Consider the following 15397-nt stretch of genomic DNA (forward strand, 5'->3'; position numbering starts at 1 on the left):
CCTCCCGTCGCTTCCAATCTATGTGAGCCCGGCGCCACTCTTGACTGGCCCGGCAGGTCTCGGGTATAGTTAGGGCCGAAACAGGAGCAGGAAAGCGATGATGGGGCGGAGTAGCCTGGGGAACGGCCCGAAGCGAGCCGGGACGGTGGGAGCCGGCGGCGCGGCCCCTGGTGAAGATGGCCCCGGAGCGCCTCCTCGAAGGCGAGTAGGGGAGGCCGGCTGGCGCCCGTTACGCGCCAGGGTGCGATCAGCACCTAGCGAGGCCGTTGCCGCGAGGCAGCGGTGAAGCAGGGTGGTACCGCGGGATTGCCCGCCCCTGGAGGGGCGGCTTTTTTGTTGCCTGAGATCCGTGGAAGGGTGGGATTCCATGGGCGCGTCCCGATACTACGTGACCACGCCGATCTACTACCCCAGTGACCGCCTCCACATCGGCCACGCCTACACGACCACCATCGCCGACAGCCTGGCCCGCTGGCACCGGCTGAAGGGCGATGAGGTCTTCTTCCTCACCGGCTCCGACGAGCACGGCCAGAAGATTGAGCGGCGGGCCAAGGAGGCGGGCACCTCGCCCCAAGCCTATGTCGACGCCATCGTCGCCACCTTCAAGGACCTCTGGAAGCGGCTCCACATCCAGTATGATGACTTTATCCGCACCACCGAGCCGCGGCACGTGCGGGTAGTCCAGGAGATCTTCCAACGGCTGGAGGCCCAGGGGGACATCTACCGTTCCCAGTATGAGGGCTGGTACTGCGTGCCCTGCGAGACCTTCTGGACCGAGAGCCGGCTGGTGGACGGCAACTGCCCCGACTGCGGCCGGCCCGTCGAGTGGGTCCAGGAGGAGAGCTTCTTCTTCCGGTTGTCCAAGTACATGCCCCGGCTCCTCGAGCACATCGAGCGGCATCCGGAGTTCATCCAGCCCGAGAGCCGGCGGAACGAGATGATCCAGTTCATCAAGAGCGGGGTGGAGGACCTCTCCGTCAGCCGGACCACCTTTGAGTGGGGGATCCCGGTTCCGGGCCATCCGGGCCACGTGGTCTACGTCTGGATCGACGCCCTGACCAACTACATCAGCGCGGCCGGGTACCTGGACGATCCCGACCGGTTCCAGCGCCTCTGGCCGGCGGATCTCCACCTGGTGGGGAAGGACATCCTCCGCTTCCACACTGTCATCTGGCCGGCCCTGCTCATGGCCCTGGACCTGCCCCTGCCCCGCCAGGTGGCGGGCCACGGCTGGATCCTGACCGAGACCGGCAAGATGTCCAAGTCCAAGGGGAACGTGACCGATCCCATCGAGCTTATCGAGGAGTTCGGGGCGGACCGGATCCGCTACTTCCTCCTCCGGGAGATCCCCTTCGGCCAGGACGGCTACTTCAGCCGGGAGGCCCTCATCGAGCGGAGCAACGCTGATCTCTCCAACGACTTGGGCAACCTCCTCCACCGCACCCTGAGCATGCTCCACCGCTACCAGGAGGGGGTCATCCGGGAGCCGGGGCCCGAGGAGCCCCTGGACCGGGAGCTGGCGGCGCTGGCGACGGGCGCCTTTGCTGCCATGGACGCCAAGCTCCAGCAGCTGGCCCTCAACGAGGCCTTGGAGGAGCTTTGGAAGGTGATCCGGCGGGGGAACAAGTACCTGGACCAGGCGGAGCCGTGGGCCCTGGCCCGGGATCCGGCCCAGGCCCCGCGGCTGGCCCGGGTGCTCTACACGGTGGCGGAGGCCCTCCGGCTGGTGGCTCTTCTGGTCGCTCCCTTCCTTCCCCAGACGGGCGAGCGGATCTGGCATCAGCTGGGCCTGAGCGGGTCGGTCCATCAGGCCCGCCAAGACCAGCTCCGGTGGGGGCTCCTCCCGGCGGGGACGGTGGTGCAGAAGCCGGAGCCCATCTTCCCCCGGCTGGAGCGGGAGACGGAGGAGGAGCCGGCGCCTGAGCCGGCGGCCGCCCCCGCCCCGAAGGAGGCGCCGAAGGCGGCCCCTGCCTCCGAAGAGGTCCCGGAGATCACCATCGACGAGTTCGCCCGGCTGGATCTGCGCCTGGCCCGGGTGGTGGCGGCGGAGCCCGTCAAGGGAGCGGACCGCCTCCTCAAGCTCCAGCTCGACCTGGGCGCGGAGACCCGGCAGGTGGTGGCGGGCATCGCCCAGAGCTACAAGCCCGAAGAGCTGGTGGGCCGCCAGGTGGTGGTGGTGGCCAACCTGAAGCCGGCCCGGCTCCGGGGCGAGCTCTCCCAGGGCATGATCCTGGCCGCCTCAGGACCCGACGGCCGGTTGGGGTTGGTGACCGTCCAGGAAGAGCTGCCGCCGGGGAGTCGGGTCCGGTGAAGGCTGCGCTCGGGGGCTGGGTCGACATGCACCTCCACCTGACGGATCCCGCCTTCCAAGGGGAGGAGGCGGCGGTCCTGGCCCGGGCTTGGGCTGCTGGGGTTCAGTGGGTGGTCACCAGCGGCACCGATCTGGAGAGCTCCCAGCGGGCCGTGGCGCTGGCCCGGCGTTTTCCCGGCCGGGTCTGGGCGACGGTGGGGTTCCACCCCCACGAGGCAGGCCAGTGGACCGAGGCGAGCGAGGCGGCTCTGGAAGGGCTGGCCGGAGACCCCCACGTGGTAGCCATCGGCGAGATCGGCCTGGACTTCCATTACACCTTCGCTCCCCGGGACGTGCAGGAGGCCGTCTTCCGCCGCCAGCTCCGCCTCGCCCGCCGTCTCAGCCTGCCGGTGGTGATCCACTCCCGGGAGGCAACGGCCGAGACCCTGGCCGTCCTGCGGGAGGAGATGCCGGTGGAAGGGGTGCTCCACTGCTTCACGGGGGACCCGGAGTTGGCGCAGGGAGGCCTGGAGCTGGGCCTCTTCCTCTCGGTGGGCGGGATGCTCACCTTCAAGAAGATGGAGGCCCTGCGGGAGGCGGTGGCCACCCTGCCCCGGGATCGGATCTGCCTGGAGACGGATGCGCCCTACCTCGCGCCCGTCCCCTACCGGGGGAAGCGGAACGAGCCGGCGTGGGTGGTGGAGAGTGGGAAGGCTCTGGCCGACCTGTGGGGTGTGGATCCGGATGAGGCGGCGGCGGTGACCGCGGCCAACGCCCGCCGGCTCTTCCCGCGGGTGGCCGAGTGGGAGAGGAGCAGGGAGGGGACGTAGAGCATGCCAGCGGTGGCCATCGTCGGGGCCCAGTGGGGCGATGAAGGCAAGGGGAAGGTGACCGACTACCTGACGGCCCAGGCCGACGTGGTGGTCCGCTACCAGGGCGGCGCCAACGCCGGCCACACGGTGTGGATCGGCCAGGAGCGGTACGCCCTCCATCTGGTGCCCACGGGCATCCTCCGCCCGGGCTGCCTGGCGGTGATCGGCAACGGCACCGTCATCGATCCAGAGTTGCTGGCGGAGGAGCTGGACGGCCTGGAGGCCCGGGGGGTGGACCTGAGCGGGCTCCGGATCAGCGATCGGGCCCACGTGGTCCTGCCGGTCCACCGTCTCCAGGACCGGCTGGAGGAGGAGGCCCGCCAGCAGCGGATTGGGACGACGGGACGGGGGATCGGCCCGGCCTACGTGGACAAGATCGCCCGGACCGGCCTGCGCATCGCCGACTTGCTGGCCTCCGATCTGGAGGAGCGGCTCCGGGTGCTCCTCAACCGGAAGCGCCAGCAGCTGGAGGGCGCCTACGGGATCCGCCTCGACGACGCGCCGGAGTTGGATGCGCGCGCGGTGGCCGCCCGCCTCACCCGGGCCATCCGACGCCTCAGCCCCGCCGTGACCGATACCTCGGCCATCCTCTTCCAGGCCTCCGCCCAAGGACGGCGGATCCTCCTGGAAGGGGCCCAGGGGAGCCTGCTGGATGTGGATCACGGAACGTACCCCTACGTCACCTCCTCCAGCGCCACAGTGGGGGGCGGCCTGACGGGGTCGGGCCTGGGCCCCCGGGCCATCACCCGGGTGCTGGGGGTGGCCAAGGCGTACACCACCCGGGTGGGGGAGGGGCCCTTCCCCACCGAGCTCCACGGGGAGCAGGGCGACTGGCTCCGGGAGCGGGGGCACGAGTTCGGCACCACCACCGGGCGTCCCCGCCGGTGCGGCTGGCTCGACCTGGTGGCGGTCCGCTACGCGGTCCAGGTGAACGGCCTCACCGACCTGGTCCTCACCAAGCTGGACGCCTTGAGCGGCTTGGAAGAGCTTCAGCTGTGCGTGGGGTACCGCCTGGGCGACCAGGTGCTGGACCGGCCGCCGGCCCGGGCCGATGAGCTGGCCCAGGTGGAGCCCATCTACGAGACCCTGCCCGGGTGGTCGGAGGATCTGTCGGGTTGCCGGTCCTTCGAGGAGCTCCCCGAGGCGGCCCAAACGTATGTGCGGCGGATCGAGGCGGTGGCCGGGGCGCCCGTCAGCCTGATCTCCGTGGGCCCGGAGCGGTCCCAAATCTTCCTGCGGGGGACGGCCAATCTCTGGGAGGCGTGAGACCGTGGGGAGACCTGAGACTTGGGGAAGGCCTCCAGGCTTGGCCTAGGCCTCCCCAGCCACGCCCGCCCGGCGCTGGACGAAGAGGTTCCCCTGGGGGTCCACGTGGGCGTAGAAGACGGTGGATGGGTCCTCGATCCCTTGCTCCTGGAGCTTCTCACGGAGCCAGGTGTAGCTGATCTGGTGCTGGCGGAGGGCGTCGTAGTTGATCCGGCCGTTGAGGACCACCGAGACGGGGAGAGCCTCGTACTCCGTGGGAATCTGGAGGTCCTGCGGCGCTACGGCCCGTTTCTGGGAGCGGGGGATGACGCTCAGCTGGCCGTTGTTCTCCAAGACGGCCATCTCCACGTCCCGCACGTCGGGGACGCCGGCCAGGCGGAGCTGGGCCAGGAGGTCGTGGATGTTGTACCGGTGGCGGCGCATCTCCGGCTCCATGAGCTGCCCGTTCCGCACCACCACCGTGGGCTGGCCGCTGATGATCTCCCGGGCCTTGTCGCTTACCAGGCAGAGCCAGGAGCTCAAGACTTGGAGGGCCACCAGAACCCCGATGGCCAACACCCCCGTCCACGAGGGGTGTCCCAGGTTCTGGATGGGGATGGCGGCCAGCTCGGCCAGGAGGATGGCGACGACGAAGTCGAAGGGGTCCAGGGCGCCGATCTCCCGCTTCCCCATCACCCGGACGGAGATGAGGAGCACCACGTAGAAGAGGATCGTTCGCCATACGATGATGCCGACCACGGGGGCCCTCCTCCCCTGCTGGTGCCTCCCCTGCCCTGGCCTAGTCTGCGCCGGAGCCCCCAGGGGATTCGCAGGCGAAGAGAGGCAGGCGGCGAGAGCTTACGGTGCCCATCCTGGACGCCCCGCGCCCGTTACCGGGAGTCCTGGTTGTTGGGCCAGTTGCTTGGCCATGCGGCCTTAAGGCAGGAGTACGCTCGAAGGGACAACTCCAGGGACCACCCGGGCGCTCCCCCGGCGTTCGCATAACGGGCCGCCTCAAAGAGGAGGGTGGCTTCTTCTAGCGGGTGGTAGGTCGTTTGCGCGAGGGCCAGGATCTTCATATGGGCTTCGGCCCGGGGACGCGTCCCCAGAGCGCCTTGCAAGGCCAGCCGACGAGCCTGTTCCACGGTGTCACACGTGCCGACGGCGTCTTGGAGGGCCTCCCGAGCTTGGTCGGGCTGCCCTTGGCAAGCGTGAAGCCGAGCCAGTTCGAGCGCGGCGTACGCAGCTGTCTTCAACTCTGGCACCGACCGGGCCTCCGTGAGGAGAGGAAGGCTTTCCCGGTGATGGCCCATCTCAGCAAGAGCGATGCCCAGGTTGAGGGTCAGGATCGGCCAGCACGTCTGGTGGCCCGCCCGGTGAAGGATGGATCCAGCTTCGCAGAGTACGGCCTTCGCTTCCGCCGGTTTGCCTTCCCCGAGGAGCGCCAGGCTCAACTCGATCAGCGCGTGACCTTCTTCGACCGAATGACCTGCCTCTCCGTACATCTGACGGGCCTGGAGCAGGCACGCTCGGCTCCTGCCATGCAAGCCCAATCGTTGAAAGACCGCTCCCTCGCTACGCCAGAGGTGACCGAGCATGGTGAGGGCTCGGCGGCTCTGCCGCGAACCGAGAAGAACCCTGGCCCGGCGGAAATGGGAGATCGCCCTGACGAATTGGCCTGTCTCCACCAAAGCTTCGCCAGAATGCCAGAGGCTGACAGCCCCTTCATACCAGCGGCGGGCTCTAAGGGCCACACCCGCTGCTCTGCTCAAGTGCAGCGCGGCAGCCGCCGCCCGATCTCGAAGTTTCAAGGACCAGCCATCGAAGGCCAGGCGCAAGGACTCAACCGCTGACCCTGGCCGAGATCGGAGCGTACCTTGCGCGATGCGGACGACGGATTCCGCCAGGTCCCTATGGCCTCTCAAGACGAGAAAGCGGACGAGCTCTATCCACGAGGGTTCTGGTGGATACGCGGTGCAGTACGCTTGGACCAGAACGTCCGGTTGATGAAGGGTTGCGATCAAGTACTTGAGCCCGTCGATGGATAAACGGGAGGCACCCCGCTCAACGGCGGTGGCTCTCCTTGTCGGGGGACTGATCGTGGGTCCCCTTGCCTTGCTGCCCACCCAAGCACAAGGGGTTCCGTCCGCTGTCGCGTCCGACGTCTCCTCCGAGGCGGACTGTAAGGTTCGCTGCGGCATCAGAGCCGGCGGGGAATGGTACTGCGAAATCGAGTGCTCGTGGCAGTTCTAGAACCGGCGAGTGTGGTGGCCCGCGATGCGCTTCGGCCCATCGCGGGCCTTTCGCGTCGCCAGGGGGAAAAGGCCAAAGACCACCCTTGCACCCGCACCAAAGGGTACTATAATTATGGAATATCCGTGAAGACATAACACTCGGGATGGTCTGGGGCGAGCGGCGATGGGACTGAGAAGGGATCATCAGGAACCCACCACGGATGCCCGAGTGGCCGGCAACGTCTGGAACACCTGGTGGGGAGCGATCACGTTGGCCTGGCGGCGGGCCAGGTTCTGGTGGTTCGAATCGATGTTGGTCGTCGTAGGCCTCGCGGTGGGGGCCGCCACGCTGGCGGTCTCTATGACGTCCATGATCACGGCTGAGCGGGCTTTGGCCCGCCTCGCACGCCACCCGGATGCTACGGCCGTCACCATCCAGCCGGTCCAAGCCGGCTTTGGACAGCTGCTGGTCCAAGGCGCTCCTCCCGTCTTGCCGCTGGTCCCTTCGGAGCATCGCGAGGCCAAGCTGACGGTCCGGTGGGTCCAGAACATCCGCCTCATGGTGCAGGACCAGGCGTGGGTCCTCCTCGGATCCATGCCGCGGACCTTCGTCAGCACTGCTGCCCTGGGAAGCGAGAGGGCGACGAGCACCTTGGGCACCCGTCTCGCGGTCCTCCCCGTGGGCGGTGATTACTTTGCCGCGTATGGGATCCCGGTGGTGGCGGGACAACCCTTCGGCTGGGAGGCTGTGGCTGAAGGTCAGGGTGTGATCGTCCTGAACGAACGGTTCGCCCGTGTCTTGTCGGGTGACGACGGGTTGGGAGCCCTGGTGGGACAACAGCTCTTCGCCTTTGGACGGCGCTGGACGGTGGTGGGCATCGCGTCGGCCTCGGGAGGAGAGGGTGCGGCTCCGGCCAAGAGCCCATTCGTTCCTGAGGACGTGGGGGGGTGGGTCCCCTGGGGCACGGTCCCCGGGACCGACCTGGAGCAACTTGACGGTGTCCGTCTGGTCCCCCTCCCTGACACGGACCCTTCCTGGCTCCAGCACCAGGTGGAACTTGAGCTGGAACGTTCAGGTGAGGCGAGGGGGCTCTCCGTGGCTGGACCAACGTTCCCCTTGGCCAGGCGGCACGCGGACGTCTTTCCCGCGATGGCTTCCGCTGCTTCGCTGGCTCTGCTCGTGGCGGCTTTGACTGGGCTCAACCTCATCCTCGCCCGCACCTACCGGCGGCGCCGGACGTTTGCCCTGGCTGTGGCGCTGGGTGCATCCCGCACCACGGTCTTCTGGGAGGTTCTGGCCGACACCCTTCTCCTCGGAGGTCTGGCGGGGCTCTTGGGGTGTGCCGGGGCCTTCGTACTCCTTGGTGCCTCGAAGGCCGTGTGGACGCAAGCCGTCCCTCTTCTCGCGGGCGAGGAGGTCCTGGGCGGTGGCCTGGGGACTGTGTTCTGGGCTGTGGGGGCCTCGCTGGGAGCCAGTCTCATCATGGGGATCTTTCCTGCGTACCAAGCGGCGCGGGGCCCATGGGCTGAGGACAGGGTCGGTACGCGTACGGTCTCCGGGTGAAGGCGATTCAGATCCAGAGGGCTGCACCGAAAGGCGGAGAGGCGGATGCCCTTTCACTGGCGCCTGTTGAAGGCGGGCTGGTTCACGACGGTTCTGGTGATCCTTCAAGTGGGAGTCGCGGCTGGCGCGTTGGTGGTGATCCTCACCCATCTGCTTCCGCACGTGACCTGGCCCCGGGGGGCCACGGTGCTGGAGGTCACCTACCAGCGCGTTGAGGAGCGTGCGGGCATGGCCATGCGTCAGGCGGAGCCTGTCTTTCGTCCCGAAGACGCCCTGCTCGTGCGGGGCGAAATTCCGGCCATTACTGAGGCAGCCGCGCTGGTTGTGCAGCCGCTGGTGGCCCTGATGGTCGATGACCGGCCCTATCTCGTTCGTTCGGCCGGCGCGACCGATCCGGGCTACTTCCGCCTGTGGGCGCTGGAGGCTGTGGCCGGGACCCTCTTCGGTGCTGCCGAGATGGCCCAGGGAGCGCCTGTGGCGGTGATCAGCGAGGCTGCGGCCCGTCAGCTCTTTGGCTCTGCCGAAGACGCGCTGGATCGAGAGCTGATGCTCCTTTCCGTTGAGGAGGGCCTCCTTCTCCAGGGACTGCTCGCCGGCTTTCCATCGGGGACCACTCCACCTCCCCGTGCCGTCTTTCGCGTCGTGGGGGTTTACCGGTTCCCGTCCGCCGACCCCGAGACAGTCGATCTCCGGCGACCCGAAATCATCGTTCCTATGGGCTGGTTGACCGCACAGCACGGTAAGCCGGCAGGACCCTTTTCCGATCCCTTCGCCGACGTTCTATACGTCTCAGCGCCAATGGAACAGGAGCTGGCTGTTCAGCAAGCCTTGGAGGTGCTCTTAAGTCCTCTCCTCACTGAGCGGCGCCGCCTGCAGGGCGGCGAAGAGGCGCGAAGCCGTTCGTCGTGGCAACTCGAGGTCGTTCGCGGCGGTCAGGCTCAGCTTCTGAGGGAGCAGCACCGAGCCCGTGCGGCGGTAGTGTCCGGGTTGGTGTTCGCAGCCGTTCTGGCCGCCGGTGTCGCCTTGGTAACTGGAAACTTGGTCCGGATGAGTGGGCGCCGGCGGGCCATCGGCCTGGCTCGGGTCCTCGGCGCCAGTCAACGGCGCATTGTGCAGTCAGCGGTCGTCGAGTCGATGGCGATAGCCCTGGTCGGAGGTATGGTGGGCCTCGCCGCTTCGTGGCCTCTCGAACAGCTGGCCGCTCCCCTCTCGGATTTTGGGGCGGGAGGAACGACGCCGTTCGGGGCACGGCTGGCAGCCTACGGTTTTTGCCTGGTGGTGACGTTGATCGGTGGGCTTCTTGCCGGCTGGTACCCGGCCTGGGAGGTCAGTCGGGGAGGACTCGCCGAGCAGCTGCGGGAGGAGGTGTGAACGATCAAGGCGCGTGGTCGCGAGGGCTCTTCTGGGGGTCCGGTCATGTCCGTTGAGGGGGACGGGCGGACGGGTGAACTCTTGCGCTTGGTGGGCGTGAGCCGGCTCTTTCATGCAGGCTCGCACGTCGTGACGGCCCTGCAGGAGATCCACCTGTCGGTCCGCCAGACGGAGTTCGTGAGCATTATGGGGCCTTCTGGGTCAGGGAAGTCAACCCTGTTGAACATCTTAGGCGGTCTCGATGCTCCCACCAGCGGTAAGTACTGGCTTCAAGGGCGCGAGATCGGCGGGCTGCCCGATCGGGAGCTCGCCCGGGTGCGAAACAGGCATTTTGGGTACGTCTTCCAGAATTACAACCTATTTCCCGAGCTGACCGCCCTGGAAAATGTTGAGGTGCCCATGATCTATGCAGGTGTCGGCCGGCGAGAACGGCGCCGGCGAGCAACGGTGTTGCTGGAGCAGGTTGGTCTTGGGGCGAGGCTGCATCACCGACCGGCGGAGCTGTCTGGTGGTGAGCAACAACGGGTGGCCATTGCCCGCGCGCTCGCGAATGGGCCCACCGTGTTGCTCGCTGACGAGCCTACGGGGAACCTTCCCTCCAACCAAGCTCGTCAGATTATGGAGCTCCTGACACGGCTCAACCGACAGGGGATGACGGTGATCGTCGTCACCCACGATCCCAGCGTCGCGGCGTGCGGCCAACGGCTGATCTCCCTACGGGATGGCCGTATTGTTGCCGATGAGGCGATCACCGGGACGTCTGATGTGGCCGCCAGGGTCGCCCAACTGGAGGGAGTCTCGCTGTGAGACTCCGGAGGTTCACCCGCTGGGGGGTTCTCCCGCTCATCCTCGTCCTGCCCCTGTTCTCAGTTGCTCGCGCCGGTGGGGACGGGACGGGCGGTGATCTGCCCTGGTATGGTCCCGGTCCCGCCCCCAAGGAACCGCCGAAGACGGCGCTCCTGCTCTATACCGCGACGGAGGTGAAGGTGCAAACGGGGGTCCTCCGGCGCGCTACCTGGGTAACATCCGAGGAAGCGCAGGTTTCATGGATCCTTCCTGGATTTGGCTGGCCACGCCCGGTCTCGGCCTCGGAAGTTTCGCTGGCCGCGGTCGATTTCGGACCGTCGCTCCCCGACACGGTCATCGTTGCGTGGTACACCGCCATGAACCGGAGCGGCTTCCCCCAGGATCCACCGATCTCCCGGTATCAGTGCCGGGTGGCCGCCAACCCACCCGATGGGTGCCAGCTGCGGATGGACCAGGAGCGGAAGCGTGTTCTCCTGACCGTGCCATGGCCGTCCGGGGCGGGGGAGTGGTTGATCACCGTCCGGGGCATCTGGCCGGGCAGGGAACCGAGCCCACAGGAACCGTTCCCTGACGGGGTGCTGCAGCCCGCAGGGGACGCTTTATGGGGTTTTCGCATCCGCACCGGGCAGGCCCCTCCCCCTGACCCTTGACACGAACGGGGGAGCGGGGTCACCTTGCCAAGAAGCCTGGTGGGAGGGTCTCCATGCCGACCTGGGATGAACCGCGCTATGACCGTCCGATCTTTGAACACCCGGCATCCTCAGCGTCTCAGCGACGGCTGCTCAGGCTTGGCCTGCAGGGACGGCTCCTGCTCTTCGCCCTTGGTCTCGTGAGCCTTCTGGGCTGGGGCCTCTACGCCGGCCTTCGCCCCCCGACGGATGAGGTCTTCTTGGATTCGTATCAGGTCGTTGAAGTCGGTCTGCGTACCTTTCGAGTTCTTGTTCCGGCGGAGGGATCCATTGTCCCTACGAGCCTTCACATTGTGCCGGCGATGGTCGAAGCTCGGGTGGCCGAGGTCGCTAGCCGCCCCGGAGACGATGTGGAGGCCGGGGCGGTCCTCCTCCGGCTGGACGCCCCGGGTCTCCGGGAGGAGCTGGCGGAGAAACGGTTCGCTGTCGCTCGACTCCGGGTTGAACTGGCTCTCGTCGACGCCGTCGCGATCCGGGAGCTGACCCAGCTGGAGGCTGACCTCCTCGAACAGGTGGAGGCCAGGGGCCGAGCTGAGGCCGAATTGGACAGGATCAGAGCCCTCTTCCGGGCGGGCGCCGTCTCCCAAGCCCAGCTCGCCGAGCAGGAGGCGCGGGTGGCGGAGCTGCTCCGGCGTCAAGTTCGCCTGGAGGAAGAACTGGCTGCTGCCAGGCACGAAGCCGTGCTCCGCAAGAGGCTGATCGAGACCCAGCTGGAAGCCGCCCTCGATGAGGTGGCTCGGTTGGAAGCGCGGGCCGGCCTGTTGGAGGTGCGGGCCCCCTTTTCAGGGCGAATTCTCCAAGGGGACTGGACGGTAGGTGCTCTCGTCGCTGAAGGAGCCGAGCTGTTCCGGGTGGCTGACCTCTCGAGCCAGGTGGCTCGCCTGGAGATCCCGGCACGGCAGGTCAATCAGGTGAAGCCCGGGCAGGCGGCCACCCTGTACGTGGAAGGGACAGCTTGGCCGGGGAAGGTGCGGTCGGTCGCCCCTCTGGCCCGTCAAACGGACCATGGAACCACGGTGGAAGTCTTGGTGGAGCTGGCGGATCCCGATGTACCGGCGCGGCTCCGACCGTTTGCACCGGTTACCGCTGAGATCGAGGTAGGCCGGCTGGAGGGTCAGCCGTACCTTCCTCGAGGGCCCTTCTACACCTCCGGTGAGGGGAGCTTCGTGTACAAGGTGACTGACGATGGCCGGGCGGTTCGAACGGACGTGAGCTATGGCTTGGTGGACGGTACTGCCTTGCAGATTCTGGCCGGCTTGAAGCCCGGCGACCGGATCATCTACAGCTCCTACGTAGGCTTCCGGGATCGACGGGAGATCCGCCTCGCCCCGGAAGGGATGCGTCAGGTCGAGTTGTAGGCACATCCGCACCTCCCCCGACGGCCTGGTCATGGGGGAACGGAACGAGGCCCCCTGAGACGTCGAACGCTCCCGGCACCAGCGGCGCAGGGACGCGCTCCGCCAGCGGAGGCACGCGGGGACCTGGCGGTTGACAAGGGCGGCATCGAGGCCTATAATCAAGAGTGCTCCTGGGCAGATAGCTCAGCTGGTTAGAGCGCTACGCTCACATCGTAGAGGTCGGGGGTTCGAGTCCCTCTCTGCCCACCAGAAGGCCAAAGCCCTACAACGCCCAGGCGGTGTAGGGCTTTTCTCATGCCACCGGGCGGCGCAGCAGGCCAACGCCGGAAAAGACGGTGCCGGAGCAGCTGCATCGTATATCTCCGCCGATGGACGAAGGAAGGGTGCTTGACAAAGGACAGGCGCGGGCGATCGCCTACGCCGGACTGCACGCCGCCAATGCCGCCCGCTTCCCCTTTCCCATCGAGGGCCGCATTCCCAACTTCGTCGGCGCTGAGGCGGCCGCCCGCCGCTTGGGCGAGCTGCCCGAGTACAGGGCCGCCCAGGGGGTCAAGGTCAATCCCGACGCCCCGCAGCTGCCCGTGCGGGCTATGGTGCTGCGGGACGGCAAGACGCTCTACATGCCGTCGCCGCGGCTGCGGGGAGCGTTTCTTCGGATTCGCCCGGACCAGGTGCCGCCGGGGCAGGAGCGGCGCGCCGCGAGCTTGGCTCATGCCGCCGAGTACGGCGAGGTTCTGAGCCTGAAGACCCTGGCGGCCACCATCGCCGGGGCGGCCCATCCGCCCATCGACCTCGTCGTGGTGGGCTCGGTGGCCGTCAGCCGCACGGGCGCCCGGGCGGGGAAGGGCGAAGGGTATGCCGACATGGAGTACGCCATCTTGCGAGAGGTGGGCCTGCCGCCCGTGCCCGTCGCCACCACCGTGCATGCCGCCCAGATCGTACCCGACATCGCGGTGGCTGAGCACGATTTGCCCGTCGACTTCATCATCACCCCAACCGAGACCATCGCGACGGGGACACGGCTGCCCAAGCCCCGGCGGATCGCGTGGGAGCGGTTGGCGCCTGCCACATGGCAGGCCATGCCCCTCCTTCGGGAGCTGCGGGAGCTGGGGTGGGAGGAGCTGTCGACCCGAGACCTCCTCGCGCCCGGCTTGGACGTCCTCTTCGTCGGGATCAACCCGGGTCGCACGAGCGCCGTTTCCGGGCACAACTTTGCCGGTCCCGGTAACCACTTTTGGCGGTTGCTTCACGAGGCGGGTTTGACGCCCCGGCGGTTCGCCCCCCACGAAGAAGACGAGCTTCTGAAACACCGCCTCGGCATCACCAACATCGTCGACCGGGCGTCCCGGGGCGAGCAGGACTTGACCTGGGAGGAGCTGCTGGCGGGCGGCGCGGCGCTGCGGGAGAAGGTGCGGCGCTGGCGGCCTCGGGTCCTGGTGTTGCTGGGGAAGAACGTCTACCGCGCCTACGCGGGTTTGAGCCGGTCGGCGCCGGTGGCGTGGGGTGCGCAGCCCAAGGCTGTCGTGGAAGGGGTCATGGACTTTGTGGCGCCGAACCCTTCGGCTCGGAGTACCGTCCCGTACGCCACCCGCCTGGCGCTCTTCCGCGCCTTGCGCCATCTCTGATGCCTGGCATGAACTTGGGCGCCGCGGCGGGCACGGGGCTTGGAGAAGCCGAGGCGCTCTGGGAGGTCGAGACCATGAAGATCCTCGTCACCGGGGCCACAGGGCAGCTCGGCTCCTTGGTCCTGGAAAATCTGCTCCAGTCGGTACCACCTGAGCACCTGGCCGTCAGCGTCCGGGATCCCCGCAAAGCCGAACCCTTGCGCCGGCGGGGCGTGGACGTCCGCCAGGGTGACTTTGACCGGCCCGAGACCCTCGAAGAGGCCTTTGCCGGCGCGCAGCGGATGCTCTTGATCTCGACGGTGGGCGACGAGGAGACCCGGACTCGCCAGCACCTGGCAGCGGTGGCCGCCGCCCAGAGGGCGGGCGTCCAGTTCATCGCCTACACCAGCCTGGCCAAGGCCGACCAGTCACCGTTGTCCCTGGCCCGAACCCATCGGGCGACGGAAGAGGCCATCCGCCAGTCGGGCATCCCCTACTGCTTCCTGCGGAACAACTGGTACCTGGAGAACGAGCTGGGCACCATGGAGGCCGTCCGGGGTGGTGCGCCCTGGGTGACGGCTGCCGGGTCGGGCCGGGTCGGCTGGGCGCCGCGGCGGGAGTACGCCGAGGCCGCAGCGGCGGTCTTGACGGGTGAGGGTCACGAAAACACCATCTATGAGCTGTCCGGCCAGCCGATCACCTACGATGACCTCGCCGCGGCCGTGGCCCACGTGCTGGGCCGGGAGGTGCCCGTCCACCACGTCGATGAGGGCACCTTCGCCCACACCCTGAAAGAGGCGGGGGTCCCCGAGGCCATGATCCCTGCCCTCGTGGAGATCCAGCAAGCCATCCGGCAGGGTGCCCTCGACGTGGAGAGCGACGACTTCCAGAAGCTCCTGGGCCGGCCGCCCACCCCTGTCCCAGAGGCCCTCCGGGCGATGCTCGCCCGGTAGCCTGCGGCGTAAGGAGCTTCGCAAGCCTGCAGCCCCTTCGGAAAACCGCGTCTGAAGGGGCTGCCCTTCGGTCCCGGACGGGGGGCAAAAAGAAACGCCGCCTCAGACGAGGCGGCGACGAGTCTGGCTGGAGCTGGCGGTCGGACTTGAACCGACGACCTGCGCATTACGAGTGCGCCGCTCTACCGGCTGAGCTACGCCAGCGCAGATGAGTTGGAGCGGATGACGGGATTCGAACCCGCGACCCTCGGCTTGGGAAGCCGATGCTCTACCCCTGAGCTACATCCGCTCGCGGCTGGTGCGGCTAGCAGGATTCGAACCTGCGCACCCGGCTCCGGAGGCCGGCGCTCTGTCCCCTGAGCTATAGCCGCATGCTTCATCTGCGTCGCTTATTCTAGCAGACCTACTCC

11 protein-coding genes and 4 tRNA genes are annotated in these 15397 nt (G+C 67.8%); 11 read left to right on the plus strand and 4 right to left on the minus strand.

The genetic code is table 11. The features are described 5' to 3' along the window. Window positions 1-367: 367 nt before the first annotated feature. The 3 genes from metG to FWJ67_RS00095 are packed head-to-tail and all read left to right on the plus strand — an operon-like array spanning window position 368 to window position 4428. Complete coding sequence (gene metG / locus FWJ67_RS00085; protein ID WP_304171536.1) at window positions 368-2311, plus strand: methionine--tRNA ligase; 1944 nt, start codon at window positions 368-370, stop codon at window positions 2309-2311. Continuing rightward, window positions 2308-3120: a TatD family hydrolase gene (locus tag FWJ67_RS00090; RefSeq protein WP_414482274.1), complete on the plus strand. Its 813-nt coding sequence runs from the start codon at window positions 2308-2310 to the stop codon at window positions 3118-3120. The genes metG and FWJ67_RS00090 overlap by 4 nt, the downstream gene beginning before the upstream one ends. A 3-nt stretch (window positions 3121-3123) precedes the next feature. Then, a complete protein-coding gene (locus FWJ67_RS00095; RefSeq protein WP_304171532.1) occupies window positions 3124-4428 on the plus strand; it encodes an adenylosuccinate synthase in 1305 nt (434 codons plus the stop codon). A gap of 45 nt (window positions 4429-4473) precedes the next feature. On the opposite strand, the gene FWJ67_RS00100 is transcribed toward FWJ67_RS00095, so the two are convergent. After that, entirely contained in the window at window positions 4474-5166 is a 693-nt protein-coding gene (locus tag FWJ67_RS00100; protein ID WP_414482273.1) for a YetF domain-containing protein, read from the minus strand. Between the two features lie 542 nt (window positions 5167-5708). Between FWJ67_RS00100 and FWJ67_RS00105 the strand changes: the two genes are divergently transcribed. The 8 genes from FWJ67_RS00105 (at window position 5709) to FWJ67_RS00140 (ending at window position 14987) form a co-directional block, all read left to right on the plus strand. Further along, window positions 5709-6260, plus strand: coding sequence for a hypothetical protein (locus tag FWJ67_RS00105; RefSeq protein WP_304174440.1), 552 nt, complete (start codon window positions 5709-5711; stop codon window positions 6258-6260). Between the two features lie 691 nt (window positions 6261-6951). Continuing rightward, entirely contained in the window at window positions 6952-8205 is a 1254-nt protein-coding gene (locus FWJ67_RS00110; protein WP_414482447.1) for an ABC transporter permease, read from the plus strand. 45 nt (window positions 8206-8250) lie between these two features. Then, window positions 8251-9576, plus strand: coding sequence for an ABC transporter permease (locus FWJ67_RS00115; protein WP_304174435.1), 1326 nt, complete (start codon window positions 8251-8253; stop codon window positions 9574-9576). Between the two features lie 45 nt (window positions 9577-9621). Continuing rightward, on the plus strand, window positions 9622-10383 hold the full coding sequence (locus FWJ67_RS00120) for an ABC transporter ATP-binding protein (RefSeq protein ID WP_304174432.1): 762 nt from the start codon (window positions 9622-9624) through the stop codon (window positions 10381-10383). Window positions 10384-11365: 982 nt separating this feature from the next. Beyond that, complete coding sequence (locus FWJ67_RS00125; protein ID WP_414482446.1) at window positions 11366-12430, plus strand: efflux RND transporter periplasmic adaptor subunit; 1065 nt, start codon at window positions 11366-11368, stop codon at window positions 12428-12430. A 172-nt stretch (window positions 12431-12602) separates the two neighbouring features. Then, a tRNA-Val gene (locus FWJ67_RS00130) sits at window positions 12603-12679 on the plus strand. Window positions 12680-12813: 134 nt separating this feature from the next. Continuing rightward, complete coding sequence (locus FWJ67_RS00135) at window positions 12814-14055, plus strand: 5-formyltetrahydrofolate cyclo-ligase (RefSeq protein ID WP_414481830.1); 1242 nt, start codon at window positions 12814-12816, stop codon at window positions 14053-14055. Window positions 14056-14129: 74 nt separating this feature from the next. Next, the gene (locus FWJ67_RS00140; protein WP_304173751.1) at window positions 14130-14987 is read left to right on the plus strand and encodes an SDR family oxidoreductase; all 858 of its coding nucleotides are present in this window, start codon (window positions 14130-14132) and stop codon (window positions 14985-14987) included. A 128-nt stretch (window positions 14988-15115) separates the two neighbouring features. Here FWJ67_RS00140 and FWJ67_RS00145 read toward each other — a convergent pair. The 3 genes from FWJ67_RS00145 to FWJ67_RS00155 form a co-directional block, all read right to left on the minus strand. After that, window positions 15116-15191, minus strand: a tRNA-Thr gene (locus FWJ67_RS00145). A gap of 10 nt (window positions 15192-15201) precedes the next feature. Continuing rightward, window positions 15202-15276 (minus strand) — tRNA-Gly (locus tag FWJ67_RS00150). A gap of 7 nt (window positions 15277-15283) precedes the next feature. After that, window positions 15284-15358, minus strand: a tRNA-Arg gene (locus tag FWJ67_RS00155). Window positions 15359-15397: the final 39 nt, after the last annotated feature.

Origin of the sequence: Limnochorda sp. (assembly GCF_047459355.1) — a bacterium.
In the GTDB taxonomy this organism is placed as follows: Bacteria; Bacillota; Limnochordia; order Limnochordales; family Limnochordaceae; genus Limnochorda.

Coding starts and splice junctions, on each gene's coding strand:
- FWJ67_RS00140 (WP_304173751.1), top strand. CDS start 14,130: ATGAAGATCCTCGTCACCGGGGCCACAGGGCAGCTCGGCTCCTTGGTC.
- FWJ67_RS00115 (WP_304174435.1), top strand. CDS start 8,251: ATGCCCTTTCACTGGCGCCTGTTGAAGGCGGGCTGGTTCACGACGGTT.
- FWJ67_RS00095 (WP_304171532.1), top strand. CDS start 3,124: ATGCCAGCGGTGGCCATCGTCGGGGCCCAGTGGGGCGATGAAGGCAAG.
- metG (WP_304171536.1), top strand. CDS start 368: ATGGGCGCGTCCCGATACTACGTGACCACGCCGATCTACTACCCCAGT.
- FWJ67_RS00120 (WP_304174432.1), top strand. CDS start 9,622: ATGTCCGTTGAGGGGGACGGGCGGACGGGTGAACTCTTGCGCTTGGTG.
- FWJ67_RS00110 (WP_414482447.1), top strand. CDS start 6,952: ATGTTGGTCGTCGTAGGCCTCGCGGTGGGGGCCGCCACGCTGGCGGTC.